This window comes from Rhodococcus gordoniae (assembly GCF_001646655.1).
In the GTDB taxonomy this organism is placed as follows: Bacteria; Actinomycetota; Actinomycetes; order Mycobacteriales; family Mycobacteriaceae; genus Rhodococcus; species Rhodococcus gordoniae.
In genome coordinates this window covers 19,471-35,259 of the sequence record NZ_LPZN01000004.1, presented here as the reverse complement: position 1 = coordinate 35,259, position 15,789 = coordinate 19,471, and the positions used below count along the sequence as shown (strand labels likewise).

The 15,789-nt window shown below is 68.4% G+C and carries 17 protein-coding genes; 9 read left to right on the top strand and 8 right to left on the bottom strand.

The features are described from left to right. Positions 1–32 precede the first annotated feature (32 nt). Positions 33–2,459 (bottom strand): penicillin-binding protein, encoded by a 2,427-nt coding sequence (locus A8G18_RS03995; RefSeq protein ID WP_064062818.1) that lies wholly within the window; start codon positions 2,457–2,459, stop codon positions 33–35. A 293-nt stretch (positions 2,460–2,752) separates the two neighbouring features. On the opposite strand from A8G18_RS03995, the gene A8G18_RS03990 reads away from it, so the two are divergent. Then, positions 2,753–3,076, top strand: a complete 324-nt coding sequence (locus A8G18_RS03990) for a WhiB family transcriptional regulator (protein WP_006552432.1) — start codon at positions 2,753–2,755, stop codon at positions 3,074–3,076. Positions 3,077–3,122: 46 nt separating this feature from the next. Here the strand turns inward: A8G18_RS03990 and bagB are convergent, their stop codons facing one another. Beyond that, positions 3,123–4,253: an ATPase BagB gene (gene bagB / locus A8G18_RS03985; protein ID WP_016934973.1), complete on the bottom strand. Its 1,131-nt coding sequence runs from the start codon at positions 4,251–4,253 to the stop codon at positions 3,123–3,125. Beyond that, the gene (gene bagA / locus A8G18_RS03980) at positions 4,250–5,266 is read right to left on the bottom strand and encodes an ATPase BagA (RefSeq protein ID WP_371053945.1); all 1,017 of its coding nucleotides are present in this window, start codon (positions 5,264–5,266) and stop codon (positions 4,250–4,252) included. The genes bagB and bagA overlap by 4 nt, the downstream gene beginning before the upstream one ends. A 50-nt stretch (positions 5,267–5,316) precedes the next feature. On the opposite strand from bagA, the gene sp36 reads away from it, so the two are divergent. From sp36 to A8G18_RS03970, 3 genes are all read left to right on the top strand, one after another. Then, positions 5,317–5,481 carry a Sp36 family protein gene (sp36, locus tag A8G18_RS22705; protein WP_006552429.1) on the top strand — a complete coding sequence of 55 codons (165 nt, stop codon included), beginning with the start codon at positions 5,317–5,319 and terminating at the stop codon, positions 5,479–5,481. Positions 5,482–5,484: 3 nt separating this feature from the next. Next, entirely contained in the window at positions 5,485–5,949 is a 465-nt protein-coding gene (locus A8G18_RS03975; protein WP_064062816.1) for a RidA family protein, read from the top strand. Between the two features lie 79 nt (positions 5,950–6,028). Continuing rightward, the gene (locus A8G18_RS03970) at positions 6,029–6,817 is read left to right on the top strand and encodes an MBL fold metallo-hydrolase (RefSeq protein ID WP_064062815.1); all 789 of its coding nucleotides are present in this window, start codon (positions 6,029–6,031) and stop codon (positions 6,815–6,817) included. A gap of 60 nt (positions 6,818–6,877) precedes the next feature. Here the strand turns inward: A8G18_RS03970 and A8G18_RS03965 are convergent, their stop codons facing one another. After that, on the bottom strand, positions 6,878–7,552 hold the full coding sequence (locus A8G18_RS03965) for a Crp/Fnr family transcriptional regulator (RefSeq protein ID WP_016934470.1): 675 nt from the start codon (positions 7,550–7,552) through the stop codon (positions 6,878–6,880). A 191-nt stretch (positions 7,553–7,743) separates the two neighbouring features. Further along, complete coding sequence (locus A8G18_RS22975) at positions 7,744–8,016, bottom strand: hypothetical protein (RefSeq protein ID WP_165369278.1); 273 nt, start codon at positions 8,014–8,016, stop codon at positions 7,744–7,746. A gap of 72 nt (positions 8,017–8,088) precedes the next feature. Between A8G18_RS22975 and nth the strand changes: the two genes are divergently transcribed. From nth to A8G18_RS03940, 4 genes are read left to right on the top strand one after another with little or no spacing between them, the layout of a single operon-like run. Continuing rightward, positions 8,089–8,883, top strand: a complete 795-nt coding sequence (gene nth, locus A8G18_RS03955; protein ID WP_064062813.1) for an endonuclease III — start codon at positions 8,089–8,091, stop codon at positions 8,881–8,883. A gap of 4 nt (positions 8,884–8,887) precedes the next feature. Further along, positions 8,888–9,556 carry a TlpA family protein disulfide reductase gene (locus A8G18_RS03950; protein WP_064062812.1) on the top strand — a complete coding sequence of 223 codons (669 nt, stop codon included), beginning with the start codon at positions 8,888–8,890 and terminating at the stop codon, positions 9,554–9,556. Continuing rightward, entirely contained in the window at positions 9,553–10,251 is a 699-nt protein-coding gene (locus tag A8G18_RS03945; protein ID WP_064062811.1) for an NUDIX hydrolase, read from the top strand. The genes A8G18_RS03950 and A8G18_RS03945 overlap by 4 nt, the downstream gene beginning before the upstream one ends. After that, positions 10,248–11,435: a MarP family serine protease gene (locus A8G18_RS03940; RefSeq protein WP_064062810.1), complete on the top strand. Its 1,188-nt coding sequence runs from the start codon at positions 10,248–10,250 to the stop codon at positions 11,433–11,435. Before A8G18_RS03945 ends, A8G18_RS03940 begins: the two co-directional genes overlap by 4 nt. A gap of 36 nt (positions 11,436–11,471) precedes the next feature. Here the strand turns inward: A8G18_RS03940 and A8G18_RS03935 are convergent, their stop codons facing one another. The 3 genes from A8G18_RS03935 to nhaA are packed head-to-tail and all read right to left on the bottom strand — an operon-like array spanning position 11,472 to position 14,163. Further along, complete coding sequence (locus tag A8G18_RS03935; protein WP_064062809.1) at positions 11,472–12,407, bottom strand: alpha/beta fold hydrolase; 936 nt, start codon at positions 12,405–12,407, stop codon at positions 11,472–11,474. A 14-nt stretch (positions 12,408–12,421) separates the two neighbouring features. Then, a complete protein-coding gene (locus A8G18_RS03930; protein ID WP_016934631.1) occupies positions 12,422–12,937 on the bottom strand; it encodes a phage holin family protein in 516 nt (171 codons plus the stop codon). Next, the gene (gene nhaA, locus A8G18_RS03925; protein ID WP_064062808.1) at positions 12,937–14,163 is read right to left on the bottom strand and encodes a Na+/H+ antiporter NhaA; all 1,227 of its coding nucleotides are present in this window, start codon (positions 14,161–14,163) and stop codon (positions 12,937–12,939) included. The genes A8G18_RS03930 and nhaA overlap by 1 nt, the downstream gene beginning before the upstream one ends. 205 nt (positions 14,164–14,368) lie before the next feature. On the opposite strand from nhaA, the gene A8G18_RS03920 reads away from it, so the two are divergent. Continuing rightward, positions 14,369–15,739 (top strand): MFS transporter, encoded by a 1,371-nt coding sequence (locus tag A8G18_RS03920; protein ID WP_064062807.1) that lies wholly within the window; start codon positions 14,369–14,371, stop codon positions 15,737–15,739. Positions 15,740–15,789 lie beyond the last annotated feature (50 nt).

Below are 15,789 nucleotides of genomic sequence, written 5' to 3'. Positions count from 1 at the left end.
CGAGAACTGCACGGCCGTGGACGCCCTGCGGCTCAGTTGTCGGGGCGACTCGGTGTCGTCGTGGGAGTGGAGTCCTCGTCCGCGGGAGGACTCGACTCGCTCTGCTCCAGCTCACGTTCCGGAACAGGCGCGCGGGTCGACGGGCGGGTCGTGTCGGGAACCTCGCGATCGCGCGGACGCGCCGGGGTGGCGCTGGTGGTGGGAGCCACGCGGACCGATCCGTCGCTGATGAACAAGGTCACCGTCGAACCCGGCACCGCCGAGCCGCTCGGGGACGTGCCCGTCACGGTTCCGGCGCGTTCCTCACCGGCGATCGTCGCCTCCGACACCGAGAAACCGGCGTCGCGCAGGCGCTGCACCGCGCGGTCCTTCGACAGGCCTGTGACGTCGGGGACCTGAGCGTTACCGGCACCGCGGACGTACCGCGGGTCGGGGGCAGGGAGCTCGACGGGACCGAACTTGTTCGCGACCGGCAGCATCGCCGAGAACCACGTCCGAGCCGGCTCCGTGCCACCGAAGAGGTTGCCGTCGTAGCAGGGGCGAACCGGACCCGAGCAGATCTGCCCCGGGGTGGGGGAGTCGCCGTAGGTGTAGACGACCCCGGCGAACCGGTTGGTGAAGCCGAGGAACGCCGACGACATGTGCGACTCCGTGGTACCGGTCTTCGCCGCGACCGGCAGGTTCCAGCCCACCGAACCCGCGGCACCCGAAGCGGTGCCGCCGCCGGCGGTGTCCTTGCTCATCGCCGTCGCGAGGGTGTCGGCGAGTCCGGGCTCGACGGCCTGCTCGCAGGCCTGCTGGGTGATCGGGACGGGCTTGCCCTCGCGGTCGAACACTCCCTCGATCGGGCTGGGCGGGCACCACTTGCCGTGCGAGGCGAGGGTCGCCGCGACGTTCGACAGCTCGAGCGCGTTGATCCACGTCGGGCCGAGCGTGTACGAGCCGAGGTGCTGGTCCTTCTGCATCTCGGCCATCGACTGGTCGCCGAAACCGGAGGTGCGGGGCTGCAGGTACGACCGCAGGCCCAGCCGCACCGACATGTCGACGACCGCGTCGACGCCGGTGGCCTCGATGAGCTTGACGAACGCCGTGTTCGGAGACTGCGCCAGCGCGTCGGTCACCGACAGTTGCGACGGATACGGCGCGGCGTTCTCGACGCAGTAGTAGTTGGCCGGGCAGCCACGGGCACCGCCGTCGCCCAGACCACGGGCGTTGTAGCGGGACGGGACGTCGAGCACGGCGGACGTGCCCAGACCCTGTTCCATAGCGGCCGCGACGGTGAAGATCTTGAAGATCGACCCGGCGCCGTGACCCGCCAGCGAGTAGGGCTGCGGCTGGACCGTCTCCTTGGCCTCGGCGTCGAGCCCGAACTTGCGGCTCGACCCCATGGCAAGGACCTTGTGCGAATCCTGTCCCGGTTCGATCACGTTCATCACGGAGGCCACATCGTCGACGGTGGGGCTGGTGAACCGGTCGAGCGATGCCTTGACGGAGTCCTGGACCTCGGGATCGAGGGTCGTGCGGATGAGATATCCGCCCCGGTCGATCTGCTCACGGGACAGGCCGGAGTTCTCGAGGTACTGCAGCGCGTACTCGCAGAAGTAGCCGCGGTCGTCGGCCGCGATGCAGCCGCGCGGGAGCGTGTTCGGTTCGGGCAGCACACCGAGCGGCAGTTCCTTCGCGGCGCGGATCTCGTCGGCGCGCTCCGGGATGTTGTCGATCATGGTGTCGAGCACGATGTTGCGCCGGGCGAGCACGCCGTCGGGATTCGTGTACGGGTTCAGCGCCGAGCTGGACTGCACCATGCCCGCGAGCATCGCGGCCTGCGGGATGTTCAGGTCCTTCGCGTCGATGCCGAAGTAGGTCCGGGCGGCGTCCTGGATGCCGAACGATCCGTTGCCGAAGGGGACGAGGTTCAGATAGCGGGTGAGGATTTCGTCCTTGGTGAGCTGATCGTCGAGCGTCAGCGCCATGCGGATCTCACGGATCTTGCGGGCCGGGGTCGTCTCGATCGCCGCGCGGCGTTCGGCGTCGGTCTTCGCGATCACGTGCAGGAGGTAGTTCTTGACGTACTGCTGGTCGATCGTGGAAGCGCCCTGCTCGACCTGACCGCTCGTCGTGTTGGTGAGGAATGCGCGGATGGTGCCCTGCCAGTCGACGCCCTGGTGCTCGGGGAACCGCTTGTCCTCGATCGAGACGATCGCGAGCTTCATCTCGTTGGAGATCTGCTCGCTCGGCACCTCGAATCGGCGTTGGTCGTAGAGCCACGCGATGGGCTCACCCGCCTTGTCGACCATGGTCGTCACGGCAGGGACGACACCTTCGACGAGCTCTGCGGAACTGTTGTCGACGGTGTCCGCGGCGCGGTTCGAGAGGTACCCGAATCCACCCGCTGCCGGGAAGAGCATCCCTGCTACGAGAACGCCGCCGAGGGCCGTGCAACCGGCGAGCTTCGCCACCGTTCTTCGGATCGACACGCCTACACAGTACGTGGCGGGGGACCGGGCGGCGGTTCCGAGGGAGCGGGCGTGGCTCGACAGACCCGGTGAAAACGCCTCCGACGTGCAACTATGTACGTACGTACCAGAAAAGGTTTCGTTCGCCTTGCGCGTGGGCATCAGTTTACCTAGATTGAGACATCAGTGTGACGCAGATAACACCTTTACGGGCAGGTTTCGCGCCGTCGCGGCACACGGGCGGCGCAGACCTCGAACACCGCGAACCGGCGTTCGGAATGTAAAGGGGCAACTGAATGCACATGACCACCCCGACGACCCGACTCGACGTCGATCAGGCCGAAGCGCGCATCGCTTGGGTCTCCAAGGCTCGCTGCCGCGAAGTCGATCCCGATGAACTGTTCGTGCGTGGCGCAGCGCAGCGCAAGGCCGCGGTGATCTGCCGGCACTGCCCGGTGATGCTCGAGTGCGGGGCGGACGCCCTCGACAACCGTGTCGAGTTCGGTGTGTGGGGAGGCATGACGGAACGGCAGCGTCGTGCACTCCTCAAGCAGCACCCCGAGGTCGAGTCCTGGGCCGACTTCTTCCAGGCGCAGCGGCAGCACCAGAGCGCGGTCTAGTCACCACCTCCCGGTACGAACCGCCGAGATCATGACCCGCGAGACATCACGCCTCGCGGGTCAATTGCTCGCCCACGGCCCGTAGGGCCTCGAGATCGGAGACCTCGAAGGGCAGCGAGGGCACCCCGACGACGGGAACGGTGGGATGCGCCGCGGTGAAGTTGCGTAGCAACCGCAGTTCCCGCTTGGCGATCACGGCCCGATGAGCGTGGATGCGGAGAACGGCCTCCGCGGCGTGCGCGTCCACCCCCTCCTCCTCGGCGAGTTGATCCGCCGCGGTGAGCGCGTGATCGGACGGAAGTGCCGACAGTGTCGGATGGGTGCGGTTGAGCACCAGGCCCGACAGCGGCATGCGGTCGCCCGAGAGTCGCTCCACGAAGAAAGACGCCTCGCGCAGAGCGTCGGGTTCGGGCGCCGCGACCACCATGAAGTGTGTTCCCGGCTGCTGGAGCAAACGGTAGGTGCGGTTGGCGCGCTCCCGGAACCCACCGAACATCGAGTCCAGCGACTGCACGAAGGCCGACGCGTCCGACAGCATCTGGCTCCCGACGATCGTCGAGACCGCCTTGAGCGCGAGCCCCATCGCACCCGTCACCAATCGGCCGAAGCCTCGCCCGGGAGCCGTGAAGAGCCGGATCATCCGGCCGTCGAGGAACGCGCCGAGCCGCTGAGGAGCGTCGAGGAAGTCGAGCGCGTTACGGGACGGCGGAGTGTCGACGATGATGAGGTCCCACTCGTCGCTCTGCGAGAGCTGACCGAGCTTCTCCATCGCCATGTACTCCTGCGTGCCGGAGAACGACGATGCCACGGTCTGGTAGAAGGGGTTGTCGAGGATCTGCTGGGCCTTCTCCGGTGTCGAGTGCTCGAGCACCATGTCGTCGAAGGTGCGACGCATGTTGAGCATCATCGCGTGCAGCTCGCCCTTCGCTTCCGGCCCGAGCTCCACCTTCTGCGGTGAATTGTCGAGCGACGCGACCCCGAGAGCCTGTGCCAGTCGCCGCGCCGGGTCGATCGTGAGCACCACGACGCTGCGGCCCCGTTCGGCGGCCCGCAGCGCGAGTGCCGCAGCGGTGGTCGTCTTACCGACACCCCCCGACCCGCAGCACACGATCACCCGGGACGAGCGGTCGTCCAGGATGCGGCCGACGTCGAGGGCCTTCCGGATCGGTGCGCTCATCGGACACCCTGCTCGGCGAGGACGTCGGCGAGTTCGTAGAGGCCACCGAGATCGACACCGTCGGCGAGGGCCGGTAGGGACATGCGTGCCACCTTCACTTCGTCGAGTTGAGCGGCGCTCACCTGTTGCGCCTGGAGTACCGCGGCGTGCTCGATGGTCTGGGTCAGCAGGCCGGCGAAATCGTCGTCGGAGAGCTTGATGGACACCCGTTCGAGGGTCGACCGGATCGCGGGGCCCTCGATGCGTCCGGCGGCGACGTCGTCGACGAGTTCCTCGGGCAGGTGTTCGGGGGCGGTGCGGTTGACGATCACCGTTCCCATCCGGAGATCGGCGGCCTCGAGTTCGTCCACCGCGTCGGCCGTCTCCTGCACCGGCAGTGCCTCGAGCAGGGTCACCAGGTGGACGACGGTCTGGTCGGAGTGCAGCAGCCGGACCACGCCCTCGCTCTGCGACCGGATCGGACCGGACTTCGCGAGATCGGCCATGGCCTTGGTGACGTCGAGGAAGCTGCCGATGCGGCCGGTGGGCGGGGAATCGACCACCACCGCGTCGTAGACGGGTGTGCCCGACGCGTCGGTCCGCACCACGGTCTCCTTGATCTTGCCGGTGAGGATCACGTCGCGCAGACCCGGCGCGAGCGTGGTCACGAACTCGATCGCCCCCATCCGGCGCATCGCGCGACCTGCGAATCCGAGGTTGTAGAACATGTCGAGGTATTCGAGGAAGGCCGCCTCGATGTCGATCGCGAGAGCCGACACCTCTCCGCCACCCGGCGCGGTGGCGATCTTCGTCTCGACCGGCGGGAGCGGCGGTACGTCGAACAACTGGGCGATGCCCTGGCGTCCCTCCGTCTCGACGAGCAGGACCTTGCGCCCCCCGGCGGCGAGCGCCAGCGCGAGCGCAGCGGCCACGGTGGACTTGCCGGTGCCGCCCTTGCCGGACACGAAGTGCAGTCGCGCCTGGGCGGCGCCTGTCGGCCACTCGCCGGAATGTGATGTCGGAGATGCCACGATCACGAGCCTATAAGTCGTGGACGGTGAACGGTGCCGGATAGGGTCAGGACATGAGTGAAACCACCACATGGGAATACGCAACCGTGCCGCTGCTCACGCACGCGACCAAGCAGATCCTCGACCAGTGGGGCGCCGACGGATGGGAGCTCGTCACCGTTCTGCCCGGACCCACCGGTGAACAGCACGTCGCCTACCTCAAGCGTCCGAAGGGCTGATCCGTGGCGCACCACACCTGGAGCGAACGCCTGACCGAACTCGGCATCACCCTGCCGCCGGTCGCCGCGCCGGTGGCGGCCTACGTGCCCGCCGTCCGCAACGGCGACGTCGTCTACACCTCCGGTCAGTTGCCGCTGGTCGACGGGAAGCTGACGCACACCGGCAAGGTGGGCGCGGAGGTGTCGGCGGAGGAGGCGAAGATCGCGGCCCGGACCGCCGCGCTCAACGCGCTCGCCGCCGTCGACGGTCTCGTCGGGCTCGACAACATCGCGAGCATCGTGAAGGTCGTCGGCTTCGTCGCGTCCGCGGAGGGCTTCACCGGGCAACCCGGCGTCATCAACGGCGCGTCCGAGATCCTCGGCGAGATCTTCGGCGAGGTCGGGGCGCATGCCCGCTCGGCGGTCGGTGTCGCGGAGCTGCCCCTCGGCGCTCCCGTCGAGGTCGAGCTGATGGTGGAAGTACGCTGACGCCACCTCCTCCGGCTGCGGCATCGGCGGCAGGCGGCGAGGGCGGCTTCCGACGGACTCGACACGAGAGGCACAAGTGATGGCGCTGGTCCACCCCGCCTACGCGCAGCTGCGGCAGGTCACCGAGAACGCCGCGGTGATCCTGGCCGAGAATCCCTCGATCATGTCTCTCGAGGGAACGAACACCTGGATCCTCCGGGCTCCCGGCAGCGACGAGTGTGTCGTGGTCGATCCGGGTCCCCTCGACGAAGGACATCTCGAGCGGATCGCGCGGGTACCGGTGGCGGCGACACTCATCAGTCACCGCCACTTCGACCACACCGAGGGTGCCGAGCGTTTCTCGCAGCTCGCGGACTGCCCGGTGCACGCGGTCCTGCCGGAACACCGCCACGGCGGTGGGCAGCAGTTGTCCGGCGGCGACGTCGTCGAGGCGGCGGGACTGCGCATCCGGGTGGTCGCGACGCCGGGGCACACCGCCGACTCGCTGTCGTTCGTGATCGAGGACGACCGGAGTGTGCTCACCGCCGACACCATCCTGGGACGCGGCACGACCGTGCTCGACGATTCGGACGGCGACCTCGGCGACTATCTGAGCTCGCTGAGGTCGCTCATCGGTCTGGGCGGCGGCTACACCGTGCTGCCGGGGCACGGTCCCGAGCTGCCCGACCTCGAGACGATCGCGCGGGAGTACCTCACGCACCGGGAGGGGCGGCTGGAACAGGTGCGAGGTGCGCTGCGCACCCTCGGCACCGACGCCTCGGCGCGGCAGGTCGTCGAGCACGTCTACGCCGATGTCGACCCGTCGCTGTGGGGCGCGGCGGAGAAGTCGGTCAACGTGCAGCTGGACTACCTGCGCAGCCACGGCTGAGACAGGACACACGAAAGGCCGGGACGCAGCGAGCGGCCCGGCCTTTCGGTGATCCGTGGGTCAGCGAGCGCGACGCGCCAGACGCTCCGAGTCGGAGATCAGCACGCTCTTGCCTTCGAGGCGCAGCCAGCCGCGGTGCGCGAAGTCGGCCAGGGCCTTGTTCACGGTCTCGCGGGACGCGCCGACGAGCTGTGCGATCTCTTCCTGCGTCAGGTCGTGCGTGACACGCAGGGCGCCGGCCTCCTGGGTGCCGAAGCGCTGTGCGAGCTGCAGCAGCGCCTTGGCGACTCGACCGGGCACGTCGGTGAAGATCAGGTCGGCGAGGCTGTTGTTGGTGCGACGCAGACGTCGGGCGAGCACCCGGAGGAGCTGCTCGGCGATCTCGGGGCGCTGGTCGATCCACGCCTTGAGCGCCTCGCGGTCCATGCTCACAGCACGCACCTCGGTGACGGTGGTGGCGGTGGAGGTGCGCGGACCCGGGTCGAAGATCGACAGCTCGCCGAACATGTCGGACGGGCCCATGATCGTCAGGAGGTTCTCGCGACCGTCGGGCGAACGACGCCCGAGCTTCACCTTGCCGGAGACGATGATGTACAGCCGGTCGCCGGGTTCACCCTCGTTGAAGATGACATGGCCGCGCGGGAAATCTACAGGCTGAAGCTCTTTGATCAGCGCCGCAACCGCCGAGGGCTCGACTCCTTGGAAGATGCCTGCTCTGGCCAGGACCTCGTCCACGTGCGCTCCTTTTGGGAATGATTCGTCATCTACTGCCGGGTCTGCACGTCGACGGACTTCCCGGGCAGGTCACCTGTCAGGCGTACGAGCGCCCAGTCTATCGTGCGCGCTGCACGGACGAGTGACCGATACCACGGAAACGGTCGACGAACCCGATCATCGGTACCTCGAGGCTACCGGCAGGTAGTCGATCAGCTGGCGCGGCGGGTGCGGAGATGGCCGTCCGAATCATCCGATCCGTCGACGCTCGGTCCGCGGCGGCGGCGACGCTGGAAGCGGGCCAGGGCCCCGGGGAAACCTTCCCGGGCAAGTGCCGCGACATCGGCGTGGTCCGCTTTGTCGAGGAACTCCTCCACTTCCTGCTCACGGACGGACAACCGACTCAAGCGCGCTTCGACACGTTCCATGGACAGTGCGAACAACATGAGCAGCACCGGGAAGAGGACGACAGCAAGAGCTTGCATACCCGGAAGTAAACACCGGAAAGATCTCGGAAGAGACACGGGGCCGAATCCTGGGGGGAGTGTTTACGTAGAGTGGATCAGGTGCATGCCACCCAGTCCGAGAGCCCCGAGACGGCCCCGCGCCGAGTGAACGGAAAGGCTCGCGGACCGGAGTCGCGCCTCGCCCTCGTCCGTCGCGCACGACGGATGAACCGGCGCCTCGCCGAGGCATTTCCGCACGTCTACTGCGAGCTGGACTTCACGACTCCGCTCGAACTCGCCGTCGCAACGATCCTGTCGGCGCAGTGCACGGATGTGCGGGTCAACCAGGTGACTCCGGCTCTGTTCGCCCGGTATCCGGACGCCCGCGCCTACGCGGAAGCCGACCGCACCGAGCTCGAGGAGTACATCCGCTCGACCGGCTTCTACCGCAACAAGGCCAACTCCCTGATCGGACTGGGGCAGGCGTTGCTCGAACGTCACGACGGCGAGGTGCCCGCCCGCCTGAAGGATCTCGTCGCGCTGCCCGGCATCGGCCGCAAGACCGCCAACGTCATCCTCGGCAACGCCTTCGATGTGCCGGGTATCACCGTCGACACCCACTTCCAGCGGCTCGTGCGCCGCTGGGAATGGACCGAGGAGACCGATCCCGTCAAGATCGAGCATGCGGTGGGTGCACTCATCGAACGCAAGGAGTGGACGCTGCTGTCCCATCGGGTGATCTTCCACGGCCGGCGGGTGTGCCATGCCCGCAAGCCCGCGTGCGGGGTGTGTGTGCTCGCGAAGGACTGCCCGTCCTACGGGACCGGGCCCACCGATCCGCAGACCGCGGCCGCGCTGGTGAAGGGACCGGAGACCGAGCACCTGCTCGAGCTGGCCGGGCGGTGACGGAGTGCGTCCTTCCACAGCAGGCCGTTGGAGCCTGGCAGCCCTCGTCGTCGTCATCGCGTTGATCGTGGCGATCTGGCCGCGCGACCGCGGCGACACTCCGTCCGCCGCCGGATCCGGACCGGCCACGCCGTCCGCCGCGTCCGTGGACCGGCGTCCCCAGGACGACGCGCAGGCCCTCGCACCGTTGCGGGAGGCCGCCGCACTGGAGTCGTGTCCGCAACCGGGCGTGCCCGGGCCTGCCGCCGGTCCGCTCGCCGGACTGGTCTTCGAATGTGTCGGTGACGGATCCTCCGTGGACCTCGCGGCCGCCCTGGCCGGCAGGCCTGCCGTGGTGAACCTGTGGGCCTGGTGGTGCGGCCCCTGCGCCGAGGAACTTCCCGTGCTCGAGGAGTACGCCGCCCGCGTGGGCGACGCGGTCACGGTCGTCACAGTCCACACCGATCCCAACGAGTCGAACGCGCTCTCCAAACTCGCCGACTACGCCGTGCGGTTGCCGGGTGTCCAGGACGGATCCGGACGGGTCCAGGCCGCCGTCGGCGCGCCTGCGGTCCTTCCCGTGACGGTGCTGCTCCGCGCGGACGGATCGGTCGCCGCGGTACTGCCGATCCCGTTCCGGTCCGCCGACGAGGTCGCCTCGCTCGTCGAGGAGCATCTGGGGGTGGCCGCATGATCCCCGAATGGCTCCGGCGTGTCGCCTCGGTGTCCCCGGCCGACCCCCACGGTCTCAACCCGATCCTGAACCGTCGCGCACCCCGTGACGCGCGGGTGCGGCAGGCCTCGGTCCTGGTGTTGTTCGGCGGGTCGCCGGCGACCGACCCCATCGCCCGCGGCGGACTGCCCACCGACGCCGACGTCCTGCTCACCCAGCGGGCCGCGACGCTGCGGCAGCACAGCGGACAGGTGGCCTTTCCCGGGGGCGCTGCCGACCCGGAGGACTACGGAGCCATCCACACCGCGTTGCGGGAGGCACAGGAGGAAACAGGCCTGGACCCGTCCGGCATCCGGCCGCTCGCGGTGCTTCCCGAACTGTTCATCCCACCCTCCGGCTTCGAGGTGACACCCGTGGTCGCCTACTGGGAGACTCCGAGTCCCGTCGGTGTGGTCGACCCGCGGGAGGCCACCCGCGTGGTCCGGGTGTCGCTGCACGACCTGCTCGACCCCGACAACCGGTTCCAGGTCCGGCACCGGCTGGGTTATCAGGGTCCGGCCTTCCAGGTGGACGGGATGCTGGTCTGGGGTTTCACCGCGGGCGTGCTCGCGGGTCTGTTCGCGGTGTCGGGTTGGGAGATCGAGTGGGATCACGACGATGTCCGTGATCTGGACGTCGTGCTCACCGAAGTGGAGACGGGGGTGGTCGAATCATGACCGGATCGGGCTGGATCGATCTGATCATCGTGGTGATCGTCCTGATCGCCGCGTCCTCCGGGCTCCGGCAGGGAGCCGTCGCCTCGGCTCTGGCCTTCCTGGGCGTGCTGCTCGGTGCGGTCGCGGGCATCCTCATCGCCCCGCACGTGCTCGTGCACATCGACGATGCCCGCATGCGCATCCTGGCCGGGATCGCCCTGATCGTGGTGCTGGTCGTGATCGGCGAGGTGGCCGGCATGGTGCTCGGCCGTGCCGCGCGCAGCGGCATCCACAGTCCGGGTGCGCGGGCGGTGGACAGTGTCGTCGGCGCCGGTCTGCAGTCGGTCGCGGTGCTCGTCGCCGCGTGGTTGCTCGCCATCCCTCTGACCGCCGCGACCCAGCCCGCTGTCTCCGCGGCCGTTCGGGGTTCCGATGTGCTCGGGACGGTCGACGATGTCGCGCCCGACTGGATGCGCGCCATCCCCAACGAGTTCTCGGCGCTGCTCGACACATCGGGCCTGCCCGAGGTGATCGGACCGTTCGGGCGCACCCCGATCGCCGAGGTGGAAGTACCCGACGGCACTCTGCTCGAAGGATCGGCGCCGGCCCGGCTGCAGACGAGTGTGCTGCGTATCAACGGTGTCGCGCCCAGCTGCCAGAAGGCGCTCGAGGGATCCGGCTTCGTCGTGGCACCCGAACGGGTGATGACGAACGCGCACGTCGTCGCAGGAACCGCGGCGGTGACCGTCGATACGGAGAGCGGACCGCTCGACGCGACGGTCGTGCTGTTCGACCCGGAAGTGGATGTCGCGATCCTCGCGGTGCCGGGACTGACCGCGCAGCCGCTCCGTTTCGAGTCGGAGGCCGCGGAGTCGGGCGACGACGCGATCGTGCTCGGCTATCCGGGTGGCGGGCCGTACACGGCGAGCGCGGCGCGGATCCGCGAGACACTCGATCTGCAGGGCCCCGACATCTACCGCGGCGGCACCGTCGAACGTGAGGTGTACACGGTGCGCGGCACGATCCGTCAGGGCAATTCGGGTGGTCCGCTGGTCGATCCGTCCGGCAACGTCCTCGGGATGGTCTTCGGGGCGGCGGTCGACGACACCGATACCGGCTTCGTCCTCACCGGTGCAGAGGTGAGCCGGCAGCTGGCGATGGCCGGAAGGAATCAGCCGGTCGCGACCGGCGCCTGCATCGTCTGACGGCCCGCATCGTCCGGCCGCCCACCCGGGGCGGATTCAGTCGAGCGTGCGGAGGAAGTCGGCGAGCAACGCCGTCACCGCGTCGGGCCTTTCCTGGTGGGCGTAGTGGCCGGCCCCGTCGACGAACTTCAGGATCCGACCGGGGGCGTGTCGCACGCAGCGGCGGAGTGTCGCCGCGAGGACGTAGGGATCCAGTGCGCCGTGGAGTTGCAGGATCGGCAGTGTGAGCTCGACGTCCATGGCCTTCATGAACCGGCGCCCGTCGGGACGCCACTGACTGCGGAATGCCCAGCGCTGGTATTCGAGGGTCAGGTGGGCCGTGCCCGGGATGCGGATCGCTGAACGAAGCCGGTCGACGACCTCGGCGAACTCGCCGGTACGTCGCCAGTCGGGGCCGCAGCGCACGCGCATCAGCCGTTCGATCTCCCGGCCGTCGTCGCGGACCAGTTTCCGCTCGGGGCGCCACGGCAGCTGGTAGGCGAGGAAGGTCGGCAGCAGGGCTTTGCGTTGCGCGCGGTCGCGCAGCGTCGCATCGCGCAGCGAGATCGGGTGCGGGGAGTCGACGACCGCGATCGCCCGCACGAGAGTGGGATGGAGCACCGCGGTCGCCCAGCACACGAGGCCCCCGTCGGCGTGACCGACGAGGATCGCCTCGGTGTGGCCGAGCGCGCGGATCAGACCCGCGATGTCGTTCGAGAGCGTCCATCCGTCGTACCCGCGCGGCGGCTTGTCGGTGTCGCCGTAACCGCGCAGGTCCACGGTCACGGCCCGGTAGCCGAGCTCCGCGAAGGCTGTGAGCTGGTGGCGCCACGACCACCACAGGTCGGCGAAGCCGTGCACGAACACCACGAGCGGTGTGTCCGGGTCGTGCGGGCCGGCTTCGACGGCATGGAATCGGATGCCGTTGGCGTGGATGTCTCGATGCGTCCACGGTCCGGGATATCGGACCGTGGACGGGTCGGGGACGGGCACTGACGATCCGGTGGTCAGCGGGTGGCGTGACGCGGCGCGGCGTGGCGGGGGCCGGCCGAGTCGTGTCCGTCCTGGCTGTTCGGGAGGATCGACGCGGTCTGCTTGAGCGAGTCGATGGTCTTGTTGGGTGCGCGCACCTTGCGCACCCGCATATAGCCGATCAAGGCCAGCAGGGCGGTCACCACCACCATGATCAGGAAGACGATGAGGAAGGCGAGCCAGCGCGCCACCCAGATGTCGAGCAGTTCGGCGAGGAAGAAGAAGAAGAAGAACGAGCTGAAGGTCAGCACGGCGAGCGCGAGGATGAAGAACAGGCTGCCCTGCACGCCCTTCTTGACCTCACCGGTCACCTCGGCCTTGGCGAGCTGGACCTCGGCGCGGAACAGGGTGGACAGCTGTGTCGCCGCATCGCGCACCAGTTCGCCCACACTGGCGTCGCGGGGCGTCGGAGCGTCCACCTTCGTCAACGGGATGCCCGAGATGCTCGACGGGACTCCGTTCTCCGGACGATTCGCGTTCGTCACGCTCACTACTCGACCCCTTCGGTTGGTTCGTTCCGTTGGCGGTGGGCGCGCCCACGCCGTAACAGTAGCGCCGACCCGATGACGGAGGCGATCAAAGACGTCACCAGTACGGCGGCCTTGGCGATCTCGGCGGGCTCGCCGCCGTGGATGTCGCCGAGCGAGAGTTCGGCGATGAGCAGGCTCACCGTGAATCCGATGCCGCCGATCACGGCGAGCGCGAACACATCGCCCCACATCAGCCCGGTCGGGCGGGTCGCGAGACCGAACCGGATCGCGATCCAGGTCGCGCCGAAGATCCCGACGGTCTTTCCGACGAGTAGACCCAGGACGACGGACTGGCCGACAGGATCGGTGAACACCTCGCCGAGCATCTGCGCACCGATGGGCACGCCCGAAGCGAACAGGGCGAACAGCGGAACGCACAGGCCGGCGGACCACGGCTGGATGCGATGGACCAGCCGCTCGGCGGGTGCGTAGTCCTCGCCGGGATCGTTGCGTACACGTGTGAGCAGGCCGAGGAGGACCCCGGCGACGGTCGCGTGGATACCGGCGCTGTGCATGGCGTACCAGGTGAACAGTGCGAGCGGTACGTACAACCACGGGGTGGTGACGCGCTTCTGCTGCGCGAACCGGTACGCGGCCGCTGCGGCCACCGTGGCGAGCAACCACACGACGGCGAGCCCCGAGGTGAACAGGATCGCGATGAGCGCGATGCCGATGAGGTCGTCGACCACGGCCAGGCTCAACAGGAACACTCGGGCGCTGGTGGGGATGCGGGAACCGGTGAGAGCGAGCACGCCGAGCGCGAAGGCGATGTCGGTGGCGACCGGGATCGCCCAGCCCCGGTCCATTCCCGGTGCACCCCAGCCGACGAAGGCCGCGATGAGGGCCGGCAGGATCACGCCGCCGGCCGCTGCGATCACGGGCAGGATCGCCTTCTTGCGGTCGGCGAGTTCACCCGTGACGAGTTCGCGTTTGAGCTCGAGGCCCGCGACGAAGAAGAAGACGGCGAGCAGGCCGTCCTTGGCCCAGTCGCCCACCGAGAGGTGCAGGTGCAGGGATTCCGGGCCGAAGGTGAAGTCCCGCAGCGCGATGTAGGAGTCCCCGAACGGGGAGTTGATCCAGATCAGAGCTATCGCTGCGGCGATGAGCAGCAGCGAACCACCCACCGTCTCGGTGCGGAGGAAACGACCCAGAGGTGCGGTCCAGGTGGGCGAGGAGGTGTCGGACACGAGTGTCTTTCGGTCGGGGGAATGCGGGCACGGCCGAGCCGTCGCCGACCAGACTTCCCGGCACACCCCGTCAGGAGTCTAACGGGGTACGGGTCGGGCAGACCCAGGGTGTCCGATTTGCGGGAGACGGAAACCGGGGTGTTCACTTTTCCTAGCAGTTGGGATTTTTTCTCACCATTTGGTTTCAAGTTCTGGAGTTGGTTCAGTGAGCACATCGGTCGGAGTGGAGGACGGCGGTTCCTCGATCGTCGCGGGTGTCCCGCGCCGGCGGATCGTCGTCGCCAGCATGGTCGGCACGTCCATCGAGTTCTACGACTTCTACATCTATGCGACAGCCGCCGTCTCGGTGTTCCCGCACCTGTTCTTCCCGCAGGGCAACAGCACGACCGCGCTGCTCGCCTCCCTCGCGACCTTCGGCATCGCCTTCGTCGCCCGTCCGGTCGGATCCGTGGTCTTCGGGCACTTCGGCGACCGCATCGGCCGCAAGGTCACCCTCGTCGGCTCGCTCCTGACGATGGGGATCGCGACCTTCCTCATCGGTCTGCTGCCGACCTACCATCAGGCCGGGCTCATCGCGCCGGCCCTGCTGGCCCTCATGCGCTTCTGCCAGGGACTGGGCCTGGGCGGGGAATGGTCCGGCGCGGCCCTGCTCGCCACCGAGACGGCCGAGCCCGGCAAACGTGCCTGGGCGGCGATGTGGCCGCAGCTCGGCGCACCCATCGGCTTCATCGGAGCCAACGGCCTGTTCCTGATCATCACGCTGCTGCTCGGGCACGACAACGGCGACCCCGACCTGTCGAGCGCCTTCCTCGAATGGGGCTGGCGCATTCCGTTCCTGCTCAGCGCGATCATGGTGATCATCGGGCTGTACGTGCGGCTCAAGCTCGAGGAGACGCCGGTCTTCGCCAAGGCCGTCGCCGAGGGCAAGAAGGTCAAGACGCCGCTCGCCGAGGTGTTCAAGAACAGCTGGCGTGAGCTGATCATCGGCACCTTCGTCATGCTCGCGACGTACACGCTCTTCTACATCATGACCACCTGGGTTCTGAGCTTCGGAACGGGCAAGACCCCCGAGGAAGGTGGCCACGGGGCCGGTTTCCAGTACGCGGACTTCCTCGTGCTGCAGCTGGTCGCGGTGCTGTTCTTCGCCGCGGCGGTTCCCGCCGCCGGGTGGCTCGCCGACCGCTACGGTCGCCGCTCGACCCTGCTGGTCGTCACGGGCGCGATCATGGTGTTCGGCCTGTGCTTCCAGTTCCTGCTGTCGAGCGGCGGCATGAGCTCCGGCCGCATGCTGTTCTTCCTCATCGTCGGCATGCTGCTGATGGGTCTGACCTTCGGACCGCAGAGCGCGATCCTGCCCGAGCTGTTCCCGACCAACGTCCGCTACACGGGTTCCGGAATCTCGTACAACGTGTCGAGCATCCTCGGTGCCGCGGTGGCCCCCTTCATCGCGACCTGGCTGGCCACGAGCTACGGCGTCGGGTGGGTGGGCATCTACCTGCTGATCGCCGCGGCGACGACCTTCGTCGCGCTGCTCGTCGTCAAGGAGACCCGCGACCGGTCGCTCGACGAGGTGTAGTCGCACAGACCGCGAAAGGCCCCTTCCGGATCCGATCCGGAAGGGGCCTT

Excerpts from the sequence above, each read along its gene's own strand:
- A8G18_RS22975 (WP_165369278.1), bottom strand. The coding sequence starts at position 8,016 with ATGCAAGCTCTTGCTGTCGTCCTCTTCCCGGTGCTGCTCATGTTGTTC.
- sp36 (WP_006552429.1), top strand. The coding sequence starts at position 5,317 with ATGAGTGAAACCACCACATGGGAATACGCAACCGTGCCGCTGCTCACG.
- A8G18_RS03990 (WP_006552432.1), top strand. The coding sequence starts at position 2,753 with ATGCACATGACCACCCCGACGACCCGACTCGACGTCGATCAGGCCGAA.
- A8G18_RS03945 (WP_064062811.1), top strand. The coding sequence starts at position 9,553 with ATGATCCCCGAATGGCTCCGGCGTGTCGCCTCGGTGTCCCCGGCCGAC.
- A8G18_RS03970 (WP_064062815.1), top strand. The coding sequence starts at position 6,029 with ATGGCGCTGGTCCACCCCGCCTACGCGCAGCTGCGGCAGGTCACCGAG.
- A8G18_RS03940 (WP_064062810.1), top strand. The coding sequence starts at position 10,248 with ATGACCGGATCGGGCTGGATCGATCTGATCATCGTGGTGATCGTCCTG.
- bagB (WP_016934973.1), bottom strand. The coding sequence starts at position 4,253 with ATGAGCGCACCGATCCGGAAGGCCCTCGACGTCGGCCGCATCCTGGAC.